At 63.9% G+C, this 25114-nt stretch carries 23 protein-coding genes (1 of these 23 cut by a window edge); 19 read left to right on the plus strand and 4 right to left on the minus strand.

The annotated features are described in order from the left end of the window. Positions 1–47: 47 nt before the first annotated feature. The 5 genes from argJ (at position 48) to JG739_RS06895 (ending at position 3218) form a co-directional block, all read left to right on the plus strand. On the plus strand, positions 48–1289 hold the full coding sequence (argJ, locus tag JG739_RS06875) for a bifunctional glutamate N-acetyltransferase/amino-acid acetyltransferase ArgJ (RefSeq protein ID WP_202365815.1): 1242 nt from the start codon (positions 48–50) through the stop codon (positions 1287–1289). Further along, positions 1289–2068, plus strand: a complete 780-nt coding sequence (locus JG739_RS06880) for a GNAT family N-acetyltransferase (protein WP_202365816.1) — start codon at positions 1289–1291, stop codon at positions 2066–2068. Before argJ ends, JG739_RS06880 begins: the two co-directional genes overlap by 1 nt. Then, complete coding sequence (locus tag JG739_RS06885; protein ID WP_202365817.1) at positions 2065–2487, plus strand: (deoxy)nucleoside triphosphate pyrophosphohydrolase; 423 nt, start codon at positions 2065–2067, stop codon at positions 2485–2487. The genes JG739_RS06880 and JG739_RS06885 overlap by 4 nt, the downstream gene beginning before the upstream one ends. A gap of 111 nt (positions 2488–2598) precedes the next feature. Then, positions 2599–2940 (plus strand): hypothetical protein, encoded by a 342-nt coding sequence (locus tag JG739_RS06890; protein WP_202365818.1) that lies wholly within the window; start codon positions 2599–2601, stop codon positions 2938–2940. Positions 2941–3038: 98 nt separating this feature from the next. Then, a complete protein-coding gene (locus JG739_RS06895; RefSeq protein ID WP_202365819.1) occupies positions 3039–3218 on the plus strand; it encodes a Flp family type IVb pilin in 180 nt (59 codons plus the stop codon). A gap of 28 nt (positions 3219–3246) precedes the next feature. Here the strand turns inward: JG739_RS06895 and JG739_RS06900 are convergent, their stop codons facing one another. Continuing rightward, positions 3247–4134, minus strand: a complete 888-nt coding sequence (locus tag JG739_RS06900) for a methyltransferase domain-containing protein (RefSeq protein WP_202365820.1) — start codon at positions 4132–4134, stop codon at positions 3247–3249. 53 nt (positions 4135–4187) lie between these two features. On the opposite strand from JG739_RS06900, the gene JG739_RS06905 reads away from it, so the two are divergent. From JG739_RS06905 to JG739_RS06920, 4 genes are read left to right on the plus strand one after another with little or no spacing between them, the layout of a single operon-like run. Further along, the gene (locus JG739_RS06905; RefSeq protein ID WP_202365821.1) at positions 4188–4973 is read left to right on the plus strand and encodes a ComF family protein; all 786 of its coding nucleotides are present in this window, start codon (positions 4188–4190) and stop codon (positions 4971–4973) included. Positions 4974–4999: 26 nt separating this feature from the next. Further along, the gene (gene grxC, locus JG739_RS06910) at positions 5000–5269 is read left to right on the plus strand and encodes a glutaredoxin 3 (RefSeq protein ID WP_202365822.1); all 270 of its coding nucleotides are present in this window, start codon (positions 5000–5002) and stop codon (positions 5267–5269) included. A gap of 10 nt (positions 5270–5279) precedes the next feature. Then, a complete protein-coding gene (locus JG739_RS06915; RefSeq protein ID WP_202365823.1) occupies positions 5280–6161 on the plus strand; it encodes a carbon-nitrogen hydrolase family protein in 882 nt (293 codons plus the stop codon). Next, the gene (locus JG739_RS06920; protein ID WP_202365824.1) at positions 6158–6583 is read left to right on the plus strand and encodes a DUF1178 family protein; all 426 of its coding nucleotides are present in this window, start codon (positions 6158–6160) and stop codon (positions 6581–6583) included. The genes JG739_RS06915 and JG739_RS06920 overlap by 4 nt, the downstream gene beginning before the upstream one ends. A gap of 4 nt (positions 6584–6587) precedes the next feature. Here the strand turns inward: JG739_RS06920 and JG739_RS06925 are convergent, their stop codons facing one another. Continuing rightward, positions 6588–7073: a MarR family winged helix-turn-helix transcriptional regulator gene (locus tag JG739_RS06925; protein ID WP_202365825.1), complete on the minus strand. Its 486-nt coding sequence runs from the start codon at positions 7071–7073 to the stop codon at positions 6588–6590. A 98-nt stretch (positions 7074–7171) separates the two neighbouring features. Here JG739_RS06925 and JG739_RS06930 point away from each other — a divergent pair, with 98 nt between their 5' ends. Then, a complete protein-coding gene (locus JG739_RS06930; protein WP_202365826.1) occupies positions 7172–8116 on the plus strand; it encodes a DMT family transporter in 945 nt (314 codons plus the stop codon). 19 nt (positions 8117–8135) lie between these two features. Here the strand turns inward: JG739_RS06930 and ubiG are convergent, their stop codons facing one another. After that, entirely contained in the window at positions 8136–8885 is a 750-nt protein-coding gene (gene ubiG / locus JG739_RS06935) for a bifunctional 2-polyprenyl-6-hydroxyphenol methylase/3-demethylubiquinol 3-O-methyltransferase UbiG (protein WP_202365827.1), read from the minus strand. 367 nt (positions 8886–9252) lie between these two features. Here ubiG and JG739_RS06940 point away from each other — a divergent pair, with 367 nt between their 5' ends. The 9 genes from JG739_RS06940 (at position 9253) to JG739_RS06980 (ending at position 23250) form a co-directional block, all read left to right on the plus strand. Beyond that, complete coding sequence (locus JG739_RS06940) at positions 9253–10506, plus strand: aspartate kinase (RefSeq protein WP_202365828.1); 1254 nt, start codon at positions 9253–9255, stop codon at positions 10504–10506. Between the two features lie 178 nt (positions 10507–10684). Next, positions 10685–12955, plus strand: a complete 2271-nt coding sequence (gene ptsP / locus JG739_RS06945) for a phosphoenolpyruvate--protein phosphotransferase (RefSeq protein ID WP_077372739.1) — start codon at positions 10685–10687, stop codon at positions 12953–12955. Positions 12956–13094: 139 nt separating this feature from the next. Continuing rightward, on the plus strand, positions 13095–14174 hold the full coding sequence (gene prfA, locus JG739_RS06950) for a peptide chain release factor 1 (RefSeq protein WP_202365829.1): 1080 nt from the start codon (positions 13095–13097) through the stop codon (positions 14172–14174). Between the two features lie 140 nt (positions 14175–14314). Then, positions 14315–15205: a peptide chain release factor N(5)-glutamine methyltransferase gene (gene prmC / locus JG739_RS06955; protein WP_202365830.1), complete on the plus strand. Its 891-nt coding sequence runs from the start codon at positions 14315–14317 to the stop codon at positions 15203–15205. A gap of 301 nt (positions 15206–15506) precedes the next feature. Further along, positions 15507–16469 (plus strand): DUF4167 domain-containing protein, encoded by a 963-nt coding sequence (locus tag JG739_RS06960; protein ID WP_202365831.1) that lies wholly within the window; start codon positions 15507–15509, stop codon positions 16467–16469. A gap of 221 nt (positions 16470–16690) precedes the next feature. Then, positions 16691–19297 (plus strand): ATP-dependent chaperone ClpB, encoded by a 2607-nt coding sequence (gene clpB, locus JG739_RS06965; RefSeq protein ID WP_202365832.1) that lies wholly within the window; start codon positions 16691–16693, stop codon positions 19295–19297. A 44-nt stretch (positions 19298–19341) separates the two neighbouring features. Further along, positions 19342–19707, plus strand: a complete 366-nt coding sequence (locus tag JG739_RS06970; RefSeq protein WP_202365833.1) for an MmcQ/YjbR family DNA-binding protein — start codon at positions 19342–19344, stop codon at positions 19705–19707. Positions 19708–20061: 354 nt separating this feature from the next. Continuing rightward, positions 20062–21540: a L,D-transpeptidase family protein gene (locus tag JG739_RS06975; protein ID WP_202365834.1), complete on the plus strand. Its 1479-nt coding sequence runs from the start codon at positions 20062–20064 to the stop codon at positions 21538–21540. A 144-nt stretch (positions 21541–21684) separates the two neighbouring features. Beyond that, positions 21685–23250 carry an MFS transporter gene (locus JG739_RS06980; protein ID WP_202365835.1) on the plus strand — a complete coding sequence of 522 codons (1566 nt, stop codon included), beginning with the start codon at positions 21685–21687 and terminating at the stop codon, positions 23248–23250. 26 nt (positions 23251–23276) lie between these two features. On the opposite strand, the gene JG739_RS06985 is transcribed toward JG739_RS06980, so the two are convergent. Continuing rightward, on the minus strand, positions 23277–25114 hold the 3' portion of the coding sequence (locus tag JG739_RS06985) for a M23 family metallopeptidase (protein WP_202365836.1). 124 nt of this gene lie beyond the right edge of the window; only the last 1838 of its 1962 coding nucleotides appear in the window; its start codon lies off the right edge, out of view; its stop codon occupies positions 23277–23279.

Consider the following 25114-nt stretch of genomic DNA (forward strand, 5'->3'; position numbering starts at 1 on the left):
TCGGGCAAACCGGCGTTCCCCTTGCGTTTCTCCCGCCCGAGGTCTTCATGTCAGCCACGATTTCGCCGCTCGCGCCGAAGAAATATCCCAAAATGCCTGATATCGAGGGCGTCCGCATCGCCACCGCCGAGGCCGGCATAAAGTACAGGAACCGCACCGACCTGCTGACCATGGTCTTTGATGCCGGCACCACGGTCGCCGGCGTGTTCACCAAGTCGAAATGCCCGTCGGCGCCGGTCGATTTCTGCCGGCAGAACCTCGGGCAGGGCAAGGCGCGCGTCCTGGTCGTCAATTCCGGCAACGCCAATGCCTTCACCGGCAACAAGGGCCGAGCCTCCACGGCAATGACCGGCGAGGCTGCAGCCAAGGCTGCCGGCTGCACGCCGGGCGAGGTTTTTCTGGCCTCGACCGGCGTCATCGGCGAGCCGCTGGATGCCGGCAAGTTCAGCCATCTGCTCGCCGGACTGGTCAAGGACGGCAGGCCGGATCTGTGGCCCGAAGCCGCCAAGGCGATCATGACCACCGACACCTATCCGAAACTGGCGACCGCGACGGTAAAACTCGGCGACGCCGATGTCACCATCAACGGCATTGCCAAGGGCGCCGGCATGATCGCGCCCGACATGGCGACGATGCTCTCCTTCATCGCCACCGACGCGCCGATCCCAGCCCCCGTGCTGCAGGACCTTTTGTCGCGCGGCACCGCCAAGACGTTCAATGCGGTCACCGTCGACAGCGACACCTCGACCAGCGACACGCTGCTGATGTTCGCCACCGGCACGGCCGCCCGGCGCGGCGCGCCTGATATCATGAATGCCGGCGATGCGCGCCTCGGCGCCTTCCGCCGCGCGCTCGGCAAAGTGCTGAAAGCCCTGGCGCTGCAAGTGGTGCGCGACGGCGAGGGGGCGCGCAAACAGGTCGAGGTCACCGTCACAGGCGCGAAATCGGCGCGCTCGGCCAAGCGCATCGCGCTGTCGATCGCCAATTCGCCGCTGGTCAAGACGGCGGTCGCCGGCGAGGACGCCAATTGGGGACGCGTCGTCATGGCTGTCGGCAAGGCCGGTGAGCCGGCCGACCGTGACCTTTTGTCGATCTGGTTCGGCGACATCAGGCTGGCGCATCAGGGCGAGCGCGATGCCGCCTACTCCGAGGAGGCGACATCGGCCTACATGAAGCGCGACGAGATCCGCATCCGTGCCGATATCGGCATCGGCCGCGGCAAGGCGACGGTGTGGACTTGCGACCTCACCAAGGAGTATGTCGCCATCAACGGCGATTATCGGAGCTGATGGCGTTGGTTTCCAGACATCCGGCAAGCGTGCTTGCCATCGTGCGCCGCTACGAGGCGGCCGGCTTTCGCGCCTGGCCGGCGGCGGCCGTGCATTATGACGGCACCTGGGTGGTGCGGCTGACGGCGGGCCATCCGGCCAAGCGGCTGAATTCGGTCAACCCGCTCGATCCGGGCGACATCCAGCACATTGCCGAGCGTATCGGCCGCGCCAGCCGTCGTTTCGACGCCTATGGCCGGCCGCTGACCTTCCGCATATCACCGCTGTCGGGGCCGATCCTTGCCAAACATCTCGACAGCGAGGGCTGGAGCACATTCGACGAATCGCTGGTCATGCGGCTGCCGCTGGCGGACGCCCAGCTCGATGCCGCCATGGACCAGATCCCGCTGAAGGACATCAGCCGCTTCATCGGCGCGGCGCTCAAGGTAAGCGGCTCGGATGTGTCGCTGCGGCCGGGCCTGTCGGAGATCATCGGCGCCATCCAGCCGGAAGCCGGGCTGTTCGCGCTCGAAGACGGCGCCGAACCGCTGGCGACGCTGATCTGCGTCCATGACGGCGATCTTGCCGGGCTGTTCGAGATCGCCACCGACAGATCGGTGCGCAACCAGGGCCATGGCCGCCACCTCATCCTGTCGGCGCTGAAATGGGCGCGGCTGCGCGGCGCCCGGGAAGCCTGGCTGCAGGTCGAGGCGGAAAACGCACCGGCGCTGGCGCTCTATCGTTCGCTCGGGTTCGACGAAGTCTATCGTTACCATTATCGCCGGCCGCCCGGCGCATGACCGGCTCGGATCCTGTCAGCAAGCGCCTGCTCCTGGTCGCAGCCTGCGCGCTGGTCGATACCGACGGCCGCGTGCTTCTGGCGCAGCGCCCCGAAGGCAAGCAGTTGGCCGGCCTGTGGGAGTTTCCGGGCGGCAAGGTCGAGCCCGGCGAGACGCCGGAAGAATGCCTGATCCGCGAATTGTACGAGGAGATCGGCATCGAGACCGATATTCCCTGCCTGGCGCCGTTCACCTTCGCCAGCCATTCCTACGACGATTTTCACCTGCTGATGCCGCTGTTCGTCTGCCGTCGCTTCCGCGGCATCGCGCAGCCGAAGGAGGCGCAGGCACTGAAATGGGTGCGGCCGCGCCAGATGCGCGATTTTCCGATGCCGCCGGCCGACGCGCCGCTGATCCAGTTCCTCATCGATCTTCTGTGATGTTGCCCTGCGAGACCTAGACAACGTTAATGGAAGATTTATCTGGCCGTGAAAAAATGACGCAGAAATCGAAGGCAGGTCGTGTCCAGGCCTTCGCCGGAGTGCGGTTGCATGAGCCTCGACAGGGACTGGGATTCGATCCGACCCAACCGCAGCTTTAGGGCTGCTGGCATGGGAATATTGCGAATCACGCTTTTGTTCGGCTCGGCCGCGGTGGCGTTGGCCTTGATCGCGACGCCGCTCCTCGACAGCCGGATGCGATCCGGCCGCGACGATTTTGCCGGCGGCCTCGACCGGATGAGCACAGGGTCGGTTGGAAGCAGGGGGTCGGTTGGAAGCACGGGTTCGACCGGCCGTCGTGATACCTACACGCTGCGCAGGAGCGTGCTGCAGCCGCTGCCCACCTCGATCTGCGTTATACGCGACAATGGCCAGCGCAGCGGCGACTGCTGACACCCGCCAAAGCGGTGCTTTCATCGCCTGTTAAGCCTGTGTCATTAACCTTTCTTAACAGGTCCGCGCTAAGGTTCCGGCAAGCGGGATCGACGGCCATGAAAACATTGCTGCAACGATTTTGGGAAGACAAGAGCGGCGCGACGGCTGTCGAATATGGGCTGATCGTGGCCGTGCTGTCGCTTACCATCATAGGCGGTGTCGGCAAAGCCGCCGACGCAATCACGTGGCTGTTCAGCGACAATTCCAGCAAGCTTGTGAACGCTTTCGCGCCGTGACCGGCCAGCCGCATCCACAATAATCCGGTCAACGCCGGCCGCGATTTTCCAGGCCGGGATTTTCCAGGATCGTCTTCAGCGACAGTTTCGCCGAGCCCGGCTTCAGCGGTTTTTGCTGCGAGGCGTCGGGCGCCCAGCCCGACATCCAGACGATCGGAAAACTCGCCCTGACGCGGCCATCGGCATCCGAAAATTGTTCGGCATAGATTTCGGCGGTGCGGGCAAACAGCTTTCGCGTGCCCGGTCGCCTGCTGCGGTCGGTCAGAGCGCTGGTCTCGCCCATCGCCTGCAGGTCCGCCATCAGGCCGAACAGGGAATCGTAGCGCACCGTCACCGTCTCGACGTCGGCGACCGGCAAGGCCAGGCCGGCGCGTTGCAAAAGCGCGCCGGCGTCGCGCACGTCGGTGAACGGGATGACGCGCGGGCTGGCGCCGCCATAAAACTCGGTCTCGGCGGCGAGCAGGCATTCGCGCAGTTCGGAAAGCGTGCCGGCGCCGGCAAAAGCGCCGAGGAAAAGACCGTCCGGTTTCAGAGCGCGGCGGATCTGCACCAGCATGCCGGGAATGTCGTTCATTGCCTGAAGCGACAAAAGCGACACGGCGAGGTCGAGGCTTTCCGGCTCGAACGGCACGGTCTCCAGCGGCGCCACCACGCCCGCGGCATCGCCCAGGAACGCTGAATCCGCCTCGACGCGCACGATGTCCGCCACCTTGCCGCTTGTCGCGAGCACGTCGACTGCCGCCGGCGTCTGGCAAAACAGGACGGCCGCCCTGTCGAATTTGCGTTCCACCGCGCCCAGCCGCTCGGCAAGCTCGTCGGCGGCCCGCCGCATCAGGAAGTCTGCGCCGGCCGCCGGGTTGGCGAGCGCCCGGCGCTTGTGCGCCAGCCAGAGGGAGGTATCGACTATGGGTTGCAACTGACAGTTCCTGGTTTCCGCACTCTGATATAGGGTGGCGGAGAAAGAACCACGTGGCCGATCCAATGCCGGATATCAAGAGTGTCGCGCGAAAGGCGTTGGACTGGCCGGGGCGCATCCTGTTTCCTCCGGTTTGCGCCGGCTGCCGACGGCATGTCTCGCAGCCAGGCGTGCTGTGCGGCGCCTGCTGGCCAAAACTCAGGCTTCTGGAGCGGCCATGGTGCCCGGTGATGGGCACGCCGTTCACCCATCACATGGGCGATGGGTTCCTGTCGGCCGAGGCGATCGCCGACCCGCCGCCCTTCGAGCGGGCACGCGCCGCGGTCGCTTACTCAGGTGTCGCCCGCCAGATGGTGCAAGGGCTGAAGTACCAGGATCGCACCGATCTAGCGCCGTGGATGGCGCGCTGGATGCTGCGCGCCGGTGCCGAACTGATCGCGGAAGCCGATGTGGTCGTGCCGGTGCCGCTGCACTGGCGGCGCTTTTTCAGGCGCCAGTTCAACCAGTCGGCGGAACTGGCAAGGGCGGTATCGCAGCTTGGCGGCCTGCCTTTCGCGCCCTCGGCGGTCCGGCGCGTCAAACTCACCCGCCAGCAGGTCGGGCTGGAGCGGCGGGAACGCGAGGAGAATGTGCGTGCCGCCTTCAGAGTGCCGGAGGAGGCGGCGATCGAGGTCGCCGGCCGCCGGGTGCTGCTGGTCGACGATGTCTATACGACCGGCGCCACTGTCCGCGCGGTCGCCAAGGCGCTGAAGAAGGGCGGTGCCGGGAAGGTCGATGTGCTGACCTTTGCGCGTGTGCTGCCGGGGGACTTTCGGGCCGACGAGTCCGCGACTATATAGATTGGAAAAGGCAGGATTGCTGACTGATGGTCGATGTGACGATCTATACACGGATGATGTGCGGCTATTGCACGGCGGCCAAGCGGCTGCTCGAGCGCAAGGGCGTCGCATACACCGAGCACGACGCCTCCTTCTCGCCGGAACTGCGCCGGGAAATGATTTCCCGCGCGAACGGCCGCTCGACCTTTCCGCAGATATTCATCGGCGACACGCATGTCGGCGGCTGTGACGATCTCCATGAACTGGAGGCGGAGGGCCGGCTGGACCGTCTGCTCGTCAATGGCTCGACCAATTGAGGACATGACAATGGGTGCTTTCAAGGCGGCGGCGATCCAGATGCGTTCGGGCACCAGCCCCGAGCGCAACGCGGTAGATCTGGAGCGGCTGGTGCGCGAGGCCGCGGGCCAGGGTGCGACCTATATCCAGTCACCGGAAATGACCGGTGCGCTGGTCCGCGACAGCCAGGCGCGGGCCGCCGCCTTCACGTCCGAGGACAAGGACATCATCGTCTCGACCGCGCGCAAGCTGGCGAAGGAGCTTGGCGTCTTCCTGCATATCGGCTCGACCGCCATCCTGCGCGCCGACGGCAAGCTCGCCAACCGCGCGCTTCTGTTCGGGCCGGATGGCGCCACCATTGCCACCTACGACAAGATCCACATGTTCGACGTCGATCTCGACAATGGCGAAAGCTGGCGTGAATCCGCCGCCTACGAGCCCGGCACCGAGGCCGTCGTCACCGAGATCAGCGGCGCCGGGACTGATAGTGCGAAGCTGGGTTTCGCCGTTTGCTACGATTTGCGCTTTCCGCAGCTGTTCCGCGCCGAGGCGCTGGCCGGCGCCGACCTGCTTTCGGTGCCCGCCGCCTTCACCCGTCAGACCGGCGAGGCGCACTGGCATGTGCTGCTGCGGGCGCGCGCCATCGAGAACGGCGCCTATGTCGTTGCCGCGGCGCAAGGCGGCTTGCACGAAGATGGCCGCGAGACCTATGGCCATTCGCTGATCGTCGATCCGTGGGGCCGCATCGTCGCTGAAGCGGCACATGACGAACCGGCGGTGATCGTCGCCGAGATCGACCCGACTCAGTCGGCCGCCGCGCGCAAGAAAATCCCAAATCTGAAAAATTCACGCGACTTCGCCGTGAACACCACTCCGGTCGAGGCGCAAAGTCTCAGGGGTGCGGCGTCTTGATTCGGTTTTCACTGATCTGCGAGCACGAGCATGAATTCGAAGGCTGGTTTCGCAGCAACGACGATTTCGACACCCAGAAGAAGCGCGGTTTTGTCGACTGCCCGACCTGCGGCTCGCACAAGATCGAGAAGGCGTTGATGGCACCGGCCGTCTCCACCGGGCGCAGCCGAGAAAAGGTCGCGCTCGCCATGGGCGAGGCCCAGAAGCAGGCGCTGGCGCAGTTGAAGGCGATGGCCGAGAAGGTGCGCGAGAACGCCGACTATGTCGGCGACAAGTTTGCCGAGGAAGCGCGCAAGATCCATTTCGGCGAGAGCGATCCGCGCGGCATCTATGGCGAGGCGACGCTGGAGGAGGCAAAGAGCCTGGCCGACGACGGCGTCGAATTCATGCCGATCCCGAGTTTTCCCGACGAGCGGAACTGACTGGCTAGGTTACGCTGCCGATCAATTTCTCAAGCAGGCGAGCAAGCGTCTCTTGTTCGGCGCGCGTCAGGCCGGAAAGTATCGCGTGTTCGTTGGCGACGTGAGCGGCGACCGCCTCATCGACCAATGCGAGACCTTTATCGGTCAGTTGCACCACAACCCCGCGCCGGTCGTTGGGATGCGGCCAGCGCTTGATCAATCCGGTTTTCTCAAGCCGGTCGAGCCGGTTGGTCATGGCGCCCGACGTCACCATCGTCGCTTCATAGAGGGCGGTTGGCGTCAGCGCGTAAGGTGATCCGGAACGGCGAAGCGTCGCCAGCACATCGAATTCCCCGGATTGCAGTCCGAAACGGGCAAACAGCGGAGCGAGGCGTTCTCGTGCTATCAGCGACGAGGCTTCGTTCAACCGTCCAAGTACGGCCATCGGCGAGACATCGAGGTCCGGCCGTTCTCGTTTCCACTGTTCGATCGCTTTCGCGGCGCGATCCATCTATCTCACCGTTCAATATCTTGACGCTAAGAATCTTTGCATTATCTTAGCTCGAATCACAGTGTTGGCCAAGAGCCGCAAGGACAATAAGGTTGGTTATGAAATTTCTCTGGGATTCGGCGCCCGGCCTTTTGCTCGTCACCGGCGGACTGCTCGGCCTGACGCTGCCGTTCGGCAAGATCGCGACGGCGGCCGGCGTTTCGGCCATGGTCTGGGCCTTTGTCATCTCGCTCGGCGCCGGCGGCGTGCTTTTGTGCGTCCTGCTGCTGCGCGGGCAGCGCATCCGGTTCACCCCGCACCGGCTGCGGTATTTCTTCGTCACCGCAGCGGTGTCCTACGCCTTCCCCAATCTGTTGATGTTCTCGGCCATTCCGCATCTCGGTGCCGGCTATACCGGTATCATGTTCACCCTGTCCCCGGTGGTCACACTGGTGTTTTCGATCCTGCTCGGCGTTCGGCGCCCCAATCTGCTTGGCGTCGTCGGCATTGTCGTAGGCTTCGTGGGTGCGGTGATGGTGGCGGTGACGCGTGGCGAGGCCGGCCAGCCGGCCGACTTTTTCTGGGTGGCGGTAGGGCTGCTCATCCCGGTCAGCCTTGCCGCCGGCAATATCTACCGCACTGCCGACTGGCCCTTAGGGACCGGACCGATCGAGCTTGCCGTCGGCAGCCATCTGGCATCGGCTGCACTGCTTGTTTGCGGCATCTTCACGCTGCAGGGCGGCGGTTCGCTCGCCCTGCTCGGCGGCGTGCCGCTGGTGGTCGTCGGGCAGGTCGCGTCAGCCGCGGCGATGTTCGCTTTCTTCTTCCGGCTGCAGGCGGTGGGCGGCCCGGTCTATCTCAGCCAGATCGGCTATGTCGCGGCGGCGGTCGGATTGTTTGCCGGGACGATGTTTCTCGGCGAGCACTATCAATTGCTGACCTGGGCCGGGGCTGCCATCATTGTCGCCGGCGTGTTCATCACCACCAAGGCGCAAAGCCAGACCGCCACGAAGGCGCAAAGTCAAGTGGGTGAAAAGGTGGCGGGTGAGAAGGTGGCGGCGTGAGAAGGCGTCGTGAGATAGTTCAGGCGGGTGCCTTCTCCGCCAGAACCATGTAGTTGACGTCCATGTCCTTCGAACGCTGCCAGCGGTCGGCGAGCGGATTGTAGGTGACGCCGGTGCGGTCGATGATGGTCAGGCCAGCGCCGGCGAGCGCCTTTTCCAGTTCGTCGGGCCGCACCAGCTTGCCGAACTGGTGGGTGCCGCGCGGCAACCAGCGCAGCACATATTCGGCGCCGATAATGGCCAGGCCCAGCGCCTTCAGCGTGCGGTTGATGGTGGCGACGAACATGATGCCGCCGGGCTTGAGCATCGCGCCGCATTTGGCCACGAACAGGTCGATGTCGGCAACATGCTCGACCACTTCCATGTTGAGGATGACGTCGAATTTCTCACCGGCGTCAGCCAGGTCCTCTGCTGTCGTGGCACGGTAATCAACCGTCACGCCGACGTCCGCCGCATGCAGCCTGGCCACTTCGATATTGGTGGCTGAGGCGTCGGCGCCGACCACTTCGGCGCCAAGCCGCGCCATCGGCTCGCACAACAGCCCGCCGCCGCAGCCGATGTCGAGGATGCGCAAGCCCTCGAACGGCCGCGCCGCGCGTGGGTCGCGGCCGAAGCGCGCCGCCACCTGGTCGCGTATATAGGCAAGCCGGATCGGATTGAACTTGTGCAGCGGGCGGAATTTGCCGTTCGGATTCCACCATTCGGCGGCAAGAGCGGAAAAACGCTCCACTTCTCCGGCATCGATCGTCGATCGTCGGGGTTCTGGCATCGTGTGGTCTCCCGCAGACTCAAAAGTTCAGAGCGCGATCGGGCCGCAAAACCTGATACCACTTTTGCTGATCGCGCTCTGGTGCGCTAGGAAGTCGGTCGAGAGCCGGCGAATGTCAAGGCAGCAAATTTCGGCTGTTGCCGGCTGCGCCTTTGCGATAGGCATGCGGGTACGCGCGTTGCACTCGTATGGCGCCTTCGTCGCCCAGGGGCAAGCAGGGGCAAGCGGCAGGCAAGCGGCGGCACGCCTTGCGAAACGCAAAGCATTTGGCTAAGGAGGCCGCGAATTCAGCGGCTGGCCCAGCCCGACGCTCGCTTTCCGTTTTTCGGCCGCCGCTCCGGCACCCAGTCAAAGGCATTTCGCTTCCATGGCGCGCATCGTGATGAAATTCGGCGGAACCTCCGTCGCCGACATCGCCCGCATCCGCAATGTGGCGCGCCATGTCAAACGCGAGGTCGATGCCGGCCATGAGGTCGCGGTGGTCGTCTCGGCGATGGCCGGCAAGACCAACGAGCTCGTGCAGTGGACGCGCGAAGCCTCGCCGATGCACGATGCGCGCGAATATGACGCCGTCGTTGCCTCCGGCGAGCAGGTGACAGCCGGCCTGCTGGCGATCGCGCTGCAGAACATGGGCGTCCATGCCCGTTCCTGGCAAGGCTGGCAGATCCCGATCAAGACCGACAATGCGCATGGCGCGGCGCGCATTCTCGACATCGACGGCGCATTCCTGATCAAGCGCTTCGGCGAGGGTCAGGTGGCGGTGGTCGCCGGATTCCAGGGCATCGGGCCGGACAACCGCATCGCGACGCTCGGCCGCGGCGGCTCCGACACCAGTGCTGTCGCCATCGCGGCGGCGGTCAAGGCAGACCGCTGCGACATCTACACCGACGTAGACGGGGTCTACACCACCGACCCGCGTGTCGAGCCGAAGGCGCGGCGGCTGGCCAAGATTTCCTTCGAGGAAATGCTTGAAATGGCCTCTCTCGGCGCCAAGGTCCTGCAGGTACGCTCGGTCGAGCTTGCCATGGTGCACAGAGTGCGTACTTTCGTGAGGTCGTCCTTCGACGATCCCGACGCGCCCGGAATGGGGGATTTGCTCAATCCGCCCGGAACGCTTATTTGCGACGAGGAAGAGATCGTGGAACAGCAGGTCGTCACCGGAATTGCCTACGCCAAGGACGAAGCGCAGATATCGTTGCGCCGTGTCGGCGACCGGCCCGGCGTCGCCGCCGGCATTTTCGGGCCGCTGGCCGAGGCCAACATCAATGTCGACATGATCGTCCAGAACATCTCCGAGGACGGCAAGTTCACCGACATGACCTTCACCGTGCCGTCCGGCGATGTCGACAAGGCGCTTGTCGTGCTCGAGCGGCTGAAGACCACGATCGGCTATGACGTCGTGCAGTCGGAAGCCGGCATGTCGAAAGTCTCGGTCATCGGCATCGGCATGAGGAGCCATGCCGGCGTCGCCGCCACCGCCTTCAAGGCGCTGGCCGACAAATCGATCAACATTCGTGCGATCACGACATCCGAGATCAAGATTTCGATCCTGATCGACGGTCCCTACACAGAACTTGCTGTTCGCACTTTGCATTCCATCTACGGTCTGGATAAGCAGTAGCAGACTGCTCGGTCCGAAATCGGAGTCGATTTTCGGAAAGCACGATGCAGCAGGTCGAAGTCTTGGAGCGTCCTTGTGGGTCCAATTGGACGCATGGCGCTCTATTTGAGATGTTGCGTGAGCGCCGGTCGCGGGAGACACTGCGACGGGCAAAATGTCGATTGGAGAACAAGCCGCGATGCGTGATACGGCCAGTGGCCCGCGCGTTTTGCTGAAACGGCTCCGTGAGCTCATGCAGGAGCCGCTGGAGCCGCAGGAGCGGCTCGACCGCATCGTGCGCGACATCGCCGCCAATATGGTCGCCGAAGTGTGCTCGCTCTACGTGCTGCGCGCCGATTCAGTGCTCGAACTCTATGCCACCGAGGGCCTGAATCCGAAGGCCGTCCATTTGGCGCAGCTCAGGCTGGGGGAAGGTCTCGTCGGCACGATCGCGGCCTCGGCACGGCCGCTCAATCTCTCCAACGCGCAGGAACATCCAGCCTTCGCCTACCTGCCGGAGACGGGGGAGGAGATCTACAATTCCTTCCTTGGCGTGCCTGTGCTCAGGGCAGGGCGCACACTCGGTGTGCTGGTCGTCCAGAACAAGACAATGCGCCACTATCGCGACGACGAGGTCGAGGCGCTGGAAACGACGGCGATGGTTATCGCCGAGATGATCGCCACCGGCGACCTTGCCCGGCTGACCCGGCCCGGCCTGGAACTCGACCTGCGCCGCCCGGTGAGCTTTACCGGCCTGTCCTTCAACGAGGGTGTCGGACTTGGCCATGTCGTGCTGCACGAGCCGCGCATCGTCGTCACCAATCTGTTCAACGAGGACAGCGACGAGGAGATCCGGCGCCTCGATGCGTCGCTCGGTTCGCTCCGGCTCTCCATCGACGACATGCTGGAACGCCGCGAAGTCGCCTTTGAGGGCGAGCACCGCCAGGTGCTCGAAGCCTATCGCATGTTCGCCAACGACAGCGGCTGGGTGCGCCGGCTGGAAGAGGCGGTCCGCAACGGCCTGACCGCGGAAGCGGCAGTGGAAAAAGTGCAGAGCGACATGCGTGCCCGCATGCTGCACATGACCGATCCTTATCTGCGCGAGCGGATGAGCGATTTCGACGATCTCGCCAACCGGCTGCTGCGCCAGCTGATGGGGCGCGGGCCGGACGATGTCGCGGCCTCGCTGCCGAAGGATGCCATCATCGTCGCCCGTTCGATGGGGGCCGCCGAACTGCTCGATTATCCCAGAGACAAGCTGCGCGGGCTGGTGCTGGAGGACGGCGCAGCGACCAGCCACGTCGTTATCGTGGCGCGGGCCATGGGCATACCGGTTGCGGGCCAGATGAAGGGCGCCGTTTCCATGGCGGAAAACGGCGACGCCATCATTGTCGATGGCGAAGAAGGCGCAATCCACCTGCGCCCCCAGCCCGACCTCGAAGCCGCCTATGCCGAAAAGGTCCGCTTCCGGGCGCGGCGGCAGGAGGTCTATCGCGAACTGCGCAAGAAGCCGTCGATGACCAAGGACGGCGTCCAGGTCGACCTTTTGATGAATGCGGGCCTGGCCGTCGATCTGCCGCAGCTTGCCGAGGCGGGCGCCGCCGGCATCGGCCTGTTCCGCACCGAGCTGCAGTTCATGGTCGCCTCGACCTTTCCGCGGGCGGAAGCCCAGGAACGGCTCTACCGTGACGTGCTCGACGCGGCACGCGGCAAGCCGGTGACATTCCGCACCATCGATATCGGCGGCGACAAGGTGCTGCCCTACTTCAAGGACACGATCCAGGAAGAGAACCCGGCGCTCGGCTGGCGTGCCATCCGCCTGACGCTCGACCGGCCGGGCCTGTTGCGCACCCAGATCCGAGCGCTTTTGAAGGCATGCGGCGGGCGTGAACTGAAGCTGATGCTGCCGATGGTGACGGAGCTCGGCGAGATCGCCCAGGCGCGCGAAATCATCGATCGCGAAGTGCGGCATCTGTCGCGTTTTGCCCATCATCTGCCGACCAGCCTGAAGCTTGGGGCCATGCTGGAGGTGCCTTCGCTGCTGTTCCAGCTCGATGAACTGATGAAGGCCGTTGATTTCGTCTCGGTCGGCTCGAACGATCTGTTCCAGTTCGTCATGGCGGTCGATCGCGGCAACACGCAGCTCGCCGACCGCTTCGATGTGCTGTCGACGCCGTTCCTGCGCGCGCTGAAGCAGATTGCCGACGCCGGGGTGCGCAATCAAACCCCGGTGACGTTGTGCGGCGAGCTGGCGGGCAAGCCGATCTCGGCGATGGCGCTGATCGGACTTGGCTACCGATCGATCTCGATGTCGCCGGCCTCGATCGGCCCGGTCAAGGCGATGCTGACGGAACTGCCGCTGGCCGAGCTGGAAGCGTTCTTCGACGACAATCTCATGGCGCCGGCCCAGGGGTTGCCGATGCGGGCGCTACTGCAAGCCTTTGCCGACGACCGCTCCATTCCGTTGTAAATCCACGTGAGGGCGGCCTGCAAATGTCGATTTTCTGCGCTTCCGGTGCTCATGCACCTAAATGTACATTCCGCTCCGGTTCTCGAAACTCGTCATTTTCGGCTCGCCCTGACGTGAATCCTATCGAAGTTCCAGGACTATGATCAACCTGCCCCGCGACCGTATGGATCAAGTCGTCAAGCGTTTCGACATGCTCGAGGCGCAGATGTCGGCCGGGCCGGCGGCGGACGCCTATGTCAAGATGGCGTCGGAATATGCCGACATCCAGGAGATGGTGGCAAAGATCAGGGCGCTGCGAACCGCCGAGGATGAACAGGCCGACTTGCAGGCGATGCTCGCCGACAAAAGCACCGATGCCGAAATGCGGGCATTGGCCGAGGCCGATCTGCCAGAGGTCAGGGAGCGCATCGAAGCGCTGCAGAGGGACATCCAGATCCTGCTTCTGCCCAAGGATGCCGCAGATGACAAGAACGCCATCCTTGAAATCCGCGCCGGGACCGGCGGCGACGAGGCGGCTCTCTTTGCCGGCGACCTGTTCCGCATGTACGAACGCTACGCCGCGGCACGCGGCTGGCGTTTCGAGACGGTGTCGGCCAGCGAGGGCGAGGTCGGCGGCTACAAGGAAATCATCGCCACGATTTCGGGCAAAGGCGTCTTTGCCCATATGAAATTCGAGTCCGGCGTGCATCGCGTGCAGCGCGTGCCGGCGACCGAGGCCGGCGGGCGTATCCACACCTCGGCGGCGACGGTTGCGGTGCTGCCCGAAGCGGAAGATGTCGACATCGACATCAGGGCCGAAGACATCCGCATCGACACGATGCGCGCCTCGGGTTCGGGCGGCCAGCACGTCAATACCACCGATTCGGCGGTGCGCATCACCCATCTGCCGACCGGCATTATGGTGGTGCAGGCGGAGAAGTCGCAGCACCAGAACCGGGCCAAAGCCATGCAGATCCTTCGCGCCAGGCTTTACGACCTCGAGCGCAGCAAGGCTGACGAGGAACGCTCAGAATCGCGCAAATCGCAGGTCGGTTCCGGCGATCGCTCGGAGCGCATCCGCACCTATAATTTCCCGCAAGGCCGCGTCACCGACCATCGCATCAATTTGACGCTGTATAAGCTCGACCGGGTGATGATGGGCGAACTCGACGAGATCATCGACGCACTGATCGCCGATCACCAGTCAAAGCTGCTCGCAGATATCGGCCTCGATGGCTGACAGTCTGCCCGGTAGGCCGGTGAGGCTTTGAATTCGAAATTCGTATCACGTTGGAGCAGCGCAACGACGAATTTCGGATTCAAAATCACACCAGCAATTGCTGGTATCTAGGGTGGTGGATTTGAGGTTCCTGAACGCTGATGCCAACAAATAGCAGGAACCTCAAATCCACCACACTAGGGCTGTTGCTGAAAGCGGCGCGGGCACGCCTTGCCGCGGCCGCAGTCGCCGACCCTGCGCTGGATGCGAGGCTGATCGTCGAACATTTTTCCGGCACGACCCGCACCCAAGCCATCGCCGATCCCGAATGCAGTGTCGATGCCGGTGCGATTGCCGCGATCGATGCAGCCTTGAGGCGGCGGATTGCCGGTGAGCCGGTGCATCGCATCATCGGCCATCGCGAGTTCTATGGCTTGCGCCTGTCGCTGTCACCGGAAACGCTGGAGCCGCGACCGGACACCGAAACGCTGGTCGAAGCGGTGCTGCCCTTCGTAAAGACCACTGCGGAACGGCAAGGCGGGTGCCGCATCCTCGATCTCGGCACCGGCACCGGCGCCATCGCGCTGGCGCTGCTCAGCGCCGTACCGACGGCGGTCGCCACCGGCGTCGATATTTCGCCAGGCGCGCTGGCGACCGCCATGCGCAATGCCGGGGAATTGGGGTTGGCCGGCCGGTTCCAGGTGCTCGAATCCGACTGGTTCGAAAAAGTTTTTGGCCGATACCATGTAATTGCCGCCAACCCGCCCTATATAGCGTCCATAGACATTGAAAATCTGCAGGACGAGGTCCGCGATTTCGATCCACGCCAAGCCCTCGATGGCGGCGTGGACGGTCTGAGTCCCTACAGGATCATCGCCGCCGAGGCGGCAGGTTTTTTGGAAGCCGAGGGCAGGATTGCGGTCGAGATCGGCCACACCCAACGCAAAGAGGTCACGGGCATATTCTCCGCAGCCGGCTATGTGCCGGCGGGGGTATTCCGCGACTTTGGCGGAAACGAGAGGGTTCTGATCTTTGAACTGACAAAGCCGTGATGCAGTGCAAAAAAGCGCTTGGCAATGCCGGGGAATACGGCTAGGGTCGCCTTAACCGGATGAGACGAAGCAGGCAGTGCTCTTAGCGATTCGGTTTCCTTGGAAATAGCTGCCTTCTTGCGCAAACGACGCCAAGCTTCGTGCGGGGATCGTCCGGCAAGTGATGTAACCGGAACAGGATGACACGTGGCGCCAACGCAATCGATGCGGGCGAACGCCGGTGAAGAGACGAAACGGCTGGCTGCATGAGCGCCTCCGTTCGTGAAAAAGTTTTCGAAAATTTCAAAATGAAGAGAGTCGAATGAGGCCACAACAGCAGAACAGGCGCATGCGCGGTCGTAACAACAGTGGCGGCGGCAACAACAATAACAACAACCGCAAGGGGCCAAATCCCCTGACGCGCAATTACGAGAGCAACGGTCCGGACGTGAAGATCCGCGGATCGGCTCAGCAGATCGCCGAAAAATACGCAACCCTTGCCCGTGATGCGCAAAGCTCCGGCGACCGGGTGATGGCGGAAAACTATCTCCAGCACGCCGAGCACTACAATCGCATCATCGCTGCCGCGCAGGCGCAGCTACCGATCCAGAACGCTCAGCAGAACCGCGACGATTTCGATGATGACGGCGACGAAGATCGCGACGAGTTCGACAATGCCGGCAACAGCAATGTCGGCGAGACTGCGGCCCCGGTGGTCAACCACGGTGCAGGCCCGCAGCCGGTCATCGACGGCACGCCGGCCGAATTGACGTTCAACCAGGAAAACGGCCGCGACAATCGTGACGCCAGTGGGCGTGATGCCAGTGGGCGTGATGCCGGTGGGCGCGATAACAGTGGGCGAGACAACCGCCATCGCGACCGTCGCCCCAATGGCGGCTACGGCCAGAACGGCCAGCGCGGCGAATTTGGTGCGCGCGGCGAGCAGGGCGGACAGCGCGGCGATCAGAACCGGCGCCACGAGAGACCGGTTCAGAACGAAACGCCCGTACAGGCGGAAGCTGTGTCTCCGAACGAGCCTGTTTCTGTGGCCGAACCCGCGCCGCAGTTCGAAAGCTTTTCGCCAGCGGCTCTGGCTGCCCAGGCCGAGATGAACGAAGCCGCCGCCGAAAGCGGCGCCGCCCGCCGCCCCAGGCGTCCGCGCCGTCCGCGCGTCAATGCTGATCAGGTGGATGGCGGTAACGACAATGCAGGCGGTGACAACGCAAATGCAGCGCCGGCGGAAGACGCCGGTGGCGAGCCCGCCATCATCGACGTCAACAACTGATCGAGCAGGGCCCAGACATTCCCAAACGGCGGAGAGAAATCTCCGCCGTTTTGCTTTGTGCGCCCGCGGAATATTATGAGTCCGCCGTCATCGGGACGTCTTGAGGGTCCGTGGCTTGCGCCCCATATCTCGCGTGAACAGGACCCGGCTCGAACGGGCGGGTCCGTCACCGCAATCTGATCCGGTGCCGCAAAGCGGGCCGGTGACGGAAGGAGACAGATATGAACCTTGAAAAATACTCCGAGCGCGTGCGCGGCTTCATCCAGTCTGCGCAGACTTTGGCGCTCTCGCGCAACCACCAGCAATTCACCCCCGAACATATACTGAAAGTGCTCGTCGACGATGATGAAGGCCTGGCAGCGTCGTTGATCGAGCGCGCCGGCGGCAGCGTCCGCGACGTCAAGCTGGGCGTCGAGACGGCACTTGAGGCAATGCCCAAGGTGGAGGGCGGCAACGGCCAGCTCTATCTGGCGCAACCGCTGGCCAAAGTGTTCTCGACCGCCGAGGAACTGGCAAAGAAGGCCGGCGACAGCTTCGTCACGGTCGAGCGGCTGCTGACGGCGCTGGCGGTCGAGAAATCCGCCAAGACCGCCGACATCCTGGCTAAGGCCGGCGTGACGCCACAGGCGCTGAACCAGGTGATCAACGACGTCCGCAAGGGCCGCACTGCCGATTCGGCGAGCGCCGAACAGGGCTATGATGCGCTGAAGAAGTACGCGCGCGACCTCACCGCCGATGGCCGCGCCGGCAGGCTCGATCCGGTCATAGGCCGCGACGACGAGATCCGCCGCACCATCCAGGTGCTGTCGCGCCGCACCAAGAACAATCCGGTGCTGATCGGTGAACCCGGCGTCGGCAAGACTGCGATCGCCGAAGGGCTGGCGTTGCGCATCGTCAATGGCGACGTGCCGGAATCGCTCAAGGACAAGCAGTTGATGGCGCTCGATATGGGATCGCTGATCGCCGGCGCAAAATACCGCGGCGAATTCGAGGAGCGGCTGAAGGCGGTTCTTTCGGAAATTACCGCTGCGGCCGGCGGCATCATCCTGTTCATCGATGAGATGCACACGCTGGTCGGCGCCGGCAAGGCGGATGGCGCCATGGATGCGTCGAACCTGTTGAAACCGGCGTTGGCACGCGGCGAACTCCACTGCGTCGGCGCGACGACGCTCGACGAATACCGCAAGCATGTCGAGAAGGATGCGGCCCTTGCCCGCCGCTTCCAGCCGGTCTTCGTCAATGAGCCGACGGTGGAAGACACCGTCTCCATCCTGCGCGGCCTGAAGGAAAAGTACGAGCAGCACCACAAGGTGCGCATTTCGGATTCGGCGCTGGTCGCGGCAGCGTCGCTGTCCAACCGCTATATCGCCGACCGGTTCCTGCCGGACAAGGCGATCGACCTTGTCGACGAGGCCGCGTCGCGGCTGCGGATGCAGGTCGATTCGAAGCCCGAAACGCTGGACGAGATCGACCGCCGCATCATGCAGCTCAAGATCGAGCGTGAGGCGCTGAAGGTCGAGAAGGACGACGCGTCGAAGGACCGACTCGCCCGGCTCGAAAAGGATCTTTCCGCCCTGGAAGAGGAATCGACCGAACTGACCTCGAAGTGGCAGGCCGAAAAGCAGAAGCTCGGGCTCGCCGCCGACCTGAAGAAACAGCTCGACGAGGCGCGCAACGAACTCGCCATCGCCCAGCGCAAAGGTGAATTCCAGCGCGCCGGCGAGCTTGCCTATGGCAAGATTCCGGAGCTCGAAAAGAAGCTGACGCAGGCCGAGACACAAGACGGCAAGGTCGGCATGGTCGAAGAGGTGGTCACCCCCGATCACGTCGCCCACATCGTGTCGCGCTGGACCGGCATTCCGGTCGACAAGATGCTGCAAGGCGAGCGTGACAAGCTGCTGCGCATGGAAGACGAAATCGGCAAGCGTGTCGTCGGCCAGGGCGAGGCGGTGCAGTCCGTGTCGAAAGCCGTTCGCCGGGCCCGCGCCGGCCTGCAGGATCCGAACCGGCCGATCGGTTCGTTCATGTTCCTCGGACCGACCGGCGTCGGCAAGACCGAACTGACCAAGGCGCTTGCCAGCTTCCTGTTCGACGACGAGAGCGCCATGGTGCGCATCGACATGTCGGAATTCATGGAGAAGCACTCGGTCGCCCGGCTGATCGGCGCGCCTCCCGGCTATGTCGGCTATGAGGAGGGCGGTGCGCTGACCGAAGCGGTGCGACGCCGGCCCTACCAGGTCGTGCTGTTCGACGAGATCGAGAAAGCGCATCCGGACGTGTTCAACGTGCTGCTGCAGGTGCTCGACGACGGCCGCCTAACCGACGGGCAGGGCCGCACGGTCGATTTCCGCAACACGCTGATCATCATGACGTCGAACCTCGGCGCCGAATATCTGGTCAATCTCGGCGAGAACCAGGACGTCGATGTCGTGCGCGACGAGGTGATGAGTGTCGTCAGGGCGTCGTTCCGGCCGGAATTCCTCAACCGCGTCGACGAGGTGATCCTGTTCCACCGGCTGCGCCGGCAGGATATGGGCCGCATCGTCGAGATCCAGCTCAAGCGGCTGGAAAGCCTGCTCGCAGATCGCAAGATCACGCTTTCGCTGGATCAGGAGGCGATCGACTGGCTGGCGGCCAAGGGTTACGATCCGGCCTATGGCGCGCGGCCGTTGAAGCGGGTGATGCAGAAGGACCTGCAGGATCCGCTGGCGGAGAAGATCCTGCTCGGCGACATCCTCGACAGTTCGACCGTCAAGGTCACCGCAGGTTCCGACCGTTTGAACTTCCGGTCGAAGCCGACGGTCGTGGCGACCGAGGCGGCGGCCTGATCTTCGAGGCCGCCAAATGTTTTAAGACGATACACGGGGCGCAGATGACGTTGGACGACTACAACAGCTTTTGCGCCTCGCTGCCGTCGGCGACCCATGTCGTCCAGTGGGGCGGTGCTCATGTCTGGAAGGTCGGAGCCAAGGTCTTTGCGATCGGCGGGGGGAGCGAGGGCGAGGAGCCGTTCGTCACCTTCAAATGCTCAGACATCGCTTATGACATCTTGAAGGAACAGCCGGGCCTTCGGCCCGCGCCCTATCTTGCCTCACGCGGCATGAAATGGATCCAGCGCCAGACAAGCCAAAGCATGGACGATGACGCTTTGAAGGACTATCTGCGCGAAAGCCACCGTCTTGTCGTGCTCAAGCTGACGAAGCAGGCGCGCAAGGAATTGGGATTCGTCGCCAGCTAAAGCGCGCCGCATTTGACCAGCCTCATGCGACGCGCTTTAGGTTGTTGTTTGTTCATGCCGTTATCGCAAAACCGCTGCACACTTTTGCGCGACATGCATTGTGTTCTTGCTCCAGGCCGCCAGAAATCCGCCATCTTCATGCCCGGTTCATGTTGGAACCTTATGGTTAGCAACTGATTTGCTGGCGAAGGGATTCGCCTGCCGCAAAGAACCGAAAATCGCATTGGATTCTCGGAACGGATGTTGCGGGGATTTTTAAGTGTTAGAGCGTCCCTGCGCGTCCGAAGGGACGCGCGGCGCTCGGAAAAAACAACGCCGGGCGGCGGCAATTACGGACCGGAGAATTTGGCCAAGATGTTCCGCACGATCTTCACCCTTTCGGCGCTCGCCGCCGGGCTGCTTTCTTCGAGCGCAATGGCCGCGCCGACGGAGGACATCGCGCCGCGATCTGCCCGCGCCGTGGATGCCCGTGCCTCGGATAGCCATGCCGTGCTGGTCGCCCAGAACGGCGATTTCGACGTCTACTACGACGCCAGAGGAAACCGCGTTATCGTCGATTCGGAAACCGGCCAGGTCCTCGCCATCCAGCCGCCGCAGACCAGGTTCGATCGCCGCGCACTCCGCCGCGAACGCTTGCGCAATCTCGGACCGGTCGAGGACGACCGCTATTATCTCGACGATCCGGAAGACACGGCGCGCCTGCGCCGAAGGCAATTGGAAGAGGAAGGCCTGATCGTCGTGCCGCCGGTCGACGAATATGATCCCTACAGCGATCCGGTGGACGCTTTTCCCGAAGCGCCGCTGGATGGCGGAAACTATGGCAACAATTATCCGGAAGCGCCGCGGCCGGTAAAGCCGCGCACCGTCAAGCGCCAGCCGCTCGACGAGGCTGCGATCGAACCGGTCGAGCCGACGGCGCCGGGCGATCAGGCGGCACTGCCGCCCAAGATCGACGGCAAGATTGTCGTCGATCCATCGCTTTCACTCGGCGCACGCCAGGAGGTCGCGGCGCTGCAAGTGCTGCTCGACCGCGCCGGCGCTTCGCCCGGCGTCGTCGACGGGCGCTTCGGCTCGAATGTCGACAAGGCGCTCGCCGCCTACAACGAGATCACCGGCAGCAATCTGCGGTCGACCGATGTGGTCGGCATCCAGGCGGCCCTTGAGCAATCCGGCGGCGATGCCTTCGCCTCCTACAGCATCACGCCCGAGGATGCGGCCGGCCCGTATGTCGCCTCGGTGCCGGAAGACTACGGCCAGAAGGCGCAGCTCGAACGGCTGAGCTACACCTCCGTCACCGAAGCGCTGGCCGAGCGGTTCCACATGGACGAGAACTATCTGAAGGCGCTCAATCCGGAAGCCAATTTCAACCGTCCCGGCACGATCATCAAGGTCGCCAATTTCGGCAGACTGGTGGCCACGCCGGTGGCACGCATCATCGCCGACAAGGGCAAGAAGCAGGTCCGCGCCTATGATGCGTCGGGCAAGATGATCGCGGCCTATCCAGCCACCATCGGCTCGGCGGATACGCCTTCACCCACCGGCACGCATGCAGTGTCGCGGGTCGCTCTCGACCCGAACTACACCTACAACCCGAACATCAATTTCAAGCAGGGCGAAAACAACAAGATCCTGACCATCCCGCCGGGCCCGAACGGCCCCGTCGGCTCGGTCTGGATTGCGCTGGACAAGCCGACCTACGGCATTCACGGCACACCCGACCCCTCCAAGATCGGCAAAACCGAAAGCCATGGCTGCGTGCGGCTGACCAATTGGGACGCGCGCGAACTGGCAAAAATCGTTTCGCCGGGCGTCACGGTGGAATTCCTCGACTGAGGGCATGGTGCAATAGATTGGCCGAAACGCCTGTCGCCTCGTCAGCGTGATCCTACTTAGGCCGTCAGATTTCCTGTTCTGGTTTCAACGACAGCAGTCCTCTGGCCGGTTGTTGCCGGCGCATCGGAGGTCTAAGCAGGCTTGATGCGTTCTCCAAGCGAAGTCGGCGCCGAAGCCGTCCCCCTGGTCAGGCCGCTGCCGGCCAATACGTTTTGCCCGCAATCGCAGCGCAGCTTCGTGCTGATCGCGGCGATCCTGGCTTCCGCCCTCGGTTTCATCGACGGTTCGATCCTGGCCATCGCGACGCCGGCGATCCGCGTCGATCTTGGCGCCAGTTTCGCCGAGGCGCAGTGGATTTCAAACGCCTATGCGCTGACGCTTTCGGCACTCATCCTCGTTGGCGGCGCCGCCGGCGACCGTTTTGGCCTGCGGCATGCTTTCGTGGCAGGCATCGCGCTGTTCATTGCCGCCTCGCTTGCCTGCGCGGTGGCGCCGAACCCGCCAATGCTCATTGCGTTTCGCGCCATTCAGGGCATCGGTGCTGCCATCATGGTGCCAGGCAGCCTCGCCATTATCGCCAAGGCCTATCCGAAGAAGGAGCGCGGCAGGGCGATCGGCATCTGGGCGGCGGCCTCGGCGCTGACGACGGCGCTTGGCCCGGTGCTGGGCGGCGTTGTCTTGTCGGCCTTCGGCGACGGCATCTGGCGGGTGATCTTCGCGGTCAATCTGCCGCTTGGTCTTGTCTCGATCTATCTTCTGCTCGCCAAGGTGCCGGCCGACGCACCGACCGAAAAGCGCAGCCTCGATCTCGGCGGCGCTGCACTTGCCACCTTGGCGTTCGGAGCGCTTGCCTACCGCCTGACTTCGATGGGCGCGGAGGGCGAAGGGCAAATGTCCGGCCCGAGCATTGCCGCCGGCGCGGTGCTGCTCATCGTGTTCATAGTCTTCGAGCGCCGGCAGCGCGAACCGATGATCGATCTCTCGCTGTTTCGGGTCGGCGCGTTCGCCGGCGCCAATGTGGCGACCTTCTTCCTCTATTTCGCACTGTCGGCCAACCTGTTCTATCTGCCGATGCTGCTCATCGCCAGATGGGGGCTGAGCGCCGCCGAGGTCGGCTTCATCTTCCTGCCGCTGTCGGTCTTGATCGCGCTGTTGTCGGGGCCGGTCGGCCAGTGGTCCGACCGGATCGGTCCGCGTTTTCCGATCGCCAGCGGCAGTCTTGTCGTCGCTGTCGCCTTTGCCGGGCTTGCCTCGCTGGCCTATGCGGGCATCCACAGTTTCTGGTGGGGCGTGTTTCCGCTGATGGCGCTGATGGGGCTCGGCATGGCGCTGGTGGTGTCGCCGCTGTCGACGGCGGTGATGACGGCGGTCGAGGACAAGGACACCGGTGCTGCCTCGGGAATCAACAATGCCGTCTCACGCATTGGCGGCCTGATCGCAGTGGCGGCGATGGGGTCACTGGCGGCCTGGGTCTATGCGGCAGCGCTGAACAGCGGTGCCGCATCCGGCATTCCGGGTTTCGGCGAACCGCCGCCGGCGGGCCTGGCGCCGGATCTCGATGCAGCAAGGCTGGCCGCCAGCGACGCAGCGTTCGCAGCCGTCGCCTGGATGACGGCGCTGCTTTGCCTGCTCTCGGCGATCGTGGCGTGGACAACTGTTTCCGGCGAGCGACTGCCATGGCCGCGTGGATCTGAGGCTCCGCAGCGCTGAGCAAGCCGGCAAAGGCCCAGCTCGGCTCAGCCTTCGATCTTGGCGCTCGCGACCTTCAGCGAATCACTGTCTTCCTGCTTGAGCAGATCATCGATGCGCCCGCGCTCGCGCTTGAAGGCAACGAGGTCGTCGCCCTTCAGCACCTTGCCGACCGGCAGGCGAACGCGCATCGGGTCGACCTTGGTGCCGTTGACGATCAGCTCGTAGTGGAGATGCGGACCGGTGGCGAGGCCGGTCTGGCCGAGAAAGCCGATGGTCTGGCCCTGGCGGACGCGCACGCCCGGCGCAATGCCTTTGGCAAAAGCGCTCTGGTGATTGTAGGAGGTCTCGTAGCCATTGGCGTGACGAAGGATGATCTGTTTGCCATAGCCGCCGGCCCAGCCGGCCTTCTCGACGACACCGTTGCCGGCGGCGATGATCGGCGTGCCGATGGCGGCTGACCAATCGACGCCGGTATGCATGCGCACATAGCCGAGGATCGGATGCCTGCGGGCACCGAAGCCGGAGCGGAATTTTCCTGCGGGCAGTGGATTGCGCAGCAGGAACTGCTGCGCGCTGCGGCCGTCCTCGTCGAAATAGTCGGTGCTGCCGTCCTGCATCTGGAACCGGTAGAAATTGCGCGTCGTGCCGCCGAAGCTCGCCGAGACATAGAGCAGCTCGGATTCGTCGGATGCCCGGTCGTCACCATCCGGCTGCGAGAACAGCACCTCGATGCGGTCCGACGGATTGAGCCGTGACTGGAAATCGACACCGGACGCCAGGAGCTTGATCAGCCGCTTGGTCATCGCCTTGGACATGCCGTAGGAGTAGGCGGCGCGGTAGATGCCGTCATAGACGTTCGGCAGATTGCCGCGCACCACCACCGGCGGCGAATCATCGAACGCGGTCAGCAATTCGGGATTGGGCTCCGGCTCCTGCGCCGGCACATATTGGCCGTGATCATCGAGCGCGATGGTGACGATATGCTGGGCCCTGTCGTAGATGCCAGTGCGAACGACCTTGGCGGCGTCGCCATGGATCTCGAGGCCGACGCGCAGCACGGTTCCCGCCTTGAGCGCTGTCGCATTCAGCAATTTGGCGATCGCCTCGGCCATGCCGGTGGCGTCCTCGCCGGTATAGCCCGAATCGGCGAAGGCCTCGACGATGTTGCGGTCCCTGGTGAAGGGGATGATCTCCTCGGCGAAGGCCGGCGCCTGATCGTCGGGGGCAGCACGCGGCGACACCGAGACGTTTTCCGGAATGATCCTGACGTCGTAGGAGCCGGCCATGCTCTCGGCGAATGCGTCGCCGAATCGCTGCGGGTCGACATAATGCAGCGACGCGACCTGCACTGCGCCGTCGCTCAGACCCGTGCCGGCCTCGCGCACCACCTTTTCCACCTCGTCGGCGGACAAATCACTCTTTTCGTCGAACGCTGCCGTCTCAATCGGGAAATCGACCGTCTTAAGGCTCAACTCGCTTTCGACCTTGGCGCCATAGATCTGGCCCGCGGCGGCGGTCGCCGGCTGACCGGCATTGCCGTCGCGGTCGTCGCCAAACACCTGCATCGGATTGAAAGGCGGATAGGCGCGGCTGGTCGTGTGCCCGGCGGCAAGCGCCATCTTGATCTGCACGAAAGGCATGGTGTGGATGACATCGCGGTCGCCGACCTTGGTCACCATCGGCACTTCCATGCGCCGGCGGTCCTTGGCCTTGGCGATCTGGCGCGGCGCCACCAGCCTGGTGGTCTTGGCGATCTCGCCGGAATCGTCGCCTCTCGCAAGGCTGATCAGTTCGGCGATCTCGGGCGGGGTGGCCAATTGCTGACGGCCGTCGAGGGCTGCGAACAGCGCCACACCCATCAGCACGCTCGACGTCACGCCGG

It is taken from the genome of Mesorhizobium sp. L-2-11 (assembly GCF_016756595.1).
Lineage (GTDB): Bacteria > Pseudomonadota > Alphaproteobacteria > Rhizobiales > Rhizobiaceae > Mesorhizobium.

What these genes read in the sequence shown, in the direction of transcription:
- argJ (WP_202365815.1), top strand. Translation starts at nt 48, where the DNA reads ATGTCAGCCACGATTTCGCCGCTCGCGCCGAAGAAATATCCCAAAATG.
- JG739_RS06880 (WP_202365816.1), top strand. Translation starts at nt 1,289, where the DNA reads ATGGCGTTGGTTTCCAGACATCCGGCAAGCGTGCTTGCCATCGTGCGC.
- JG739_RS06885 (WP_202365817.1), top strand. Translation starts at nt 2,065, where the DNA reads ATGACCGGCTCGGATCCTGTCAGCAAGCGCCTGCTCCTGGTCGCAGCC.
- JG739_RS06890 (WP_202365818.1), top strand. Translation starts at nt 2,599, where the DNA reads ATGAGCCTCGACAGGGACTGGGATTCGATCCGACCCAACCGCAGCTTT.
- JG739_RS06895 (WP_202365819.1), top strand. Translation starts at nt 3,039, where the DNA reads ATGAAAACATTGCTGCAACGATTTTGGGAAGACAAGAGCGGCGCGACG.
- grxC (WP_202365822.1), top strand. Translation starts at nt 5,000, where the DNA reads ATGGTCGATGTGACGATCTATACACGGATGATGTGCGGCTATTGCACG.
- JG739_RS06915 (WP_202365823.1), top strand. Translation starts at nt 5,280, where the DNA reads ATGGGTGCTTTCAAGGCGGCGGCGATCCAGATGCGTTCGGGCACCAGC.
- JG739_RS06925 (WP_202365825.1), bottom strand. Translation starts at nt 7,073, where the DNA reads ATGGATCGCGCCGCGAAAGCGATCGAACAGTGGAAACGAGAACGGCCG.
- JG739_RS06930 (WP_202365826.1), top strand. Translation starts at nt 7,172, where the DNA reads ATGAAATTTCTCTGGGATTCGGCGCCCGGCCTTTTGCTCGTCACCGGC.
- ubiG (WP_202365827.1), bottom strand. Translation starts at nt 8,885, where the DNA reads ATGCCAGAACCCCGACGATCGACGATCGATGCCGGAGAAGTGGAGCGT.
- JG739_RS06940 (WP_202365828.1), top strand. Translation starts at nt 9,253, where the DNA reads ATGGCGCGCATCGTGATGAAATTCGGCGGAACCTCCGTCGCCGACATC.
- ptsP (WP_077372739.1), top strand. Translation starts at nt 10,685, where the DNA reads ATGCGTGATACGGCCAGTGGCCCGCGCGTTTTGCTGAAACGGCTCCGT.
- prfA (WP_202365829.1), top strand. Translation starts at nt 13,095, where the DNA reads ATGATCAACCTGCCCCGCGACCGTATGGATCAAGTCGTCAAGCGTTTC.
- prmC (WP_202365830.1), top strand. Translation starts at nt 14,315, where the DNA reads ATGCCAACAAATAGCAGGAACCTCAAATCCACCACACTAGGGCTGTTG.
- JG739_RS06960 (WP_202365831.1), top strand. Translation starts at nt 15,507, where the DNA reads ATGAGGCCACAACAGCAGAACAGGCGCATGCGCGGTCGTAACAACAGT.
- clpB (WP_202365832.1), top strand. Translation starts at nt 16,691, where the DNA reads ATGAACCTTGAAAAATACTCCGAGCGCGTGCGCGGCTTCATCCAGTCT.
- JG739_RS06970 (WP_202365833.1), top strand. Translation starts at nt 19,342, where the DNA reads ATGACGTTGGACGACTACAACAGCTTTTGCGCCTCGCTGCCGTCGGCG.
- JG739_RS06975 (WP_202365834.1), top strand. Translation starts at nt 20,062, where the DNA reads ATGTTCCGCACGATCTTCACCCTTTCGGCGCTCGCCGCCGGGCTGCTT.
- JG739_RS06980 (WP_202365835.1), top strand. Translation starts at nt 21,685, where the DNA reads ATGCGTTCTCCAAGCGAAGTCGGCGCCGAAGCCGTCCCCCTGGTCAGG.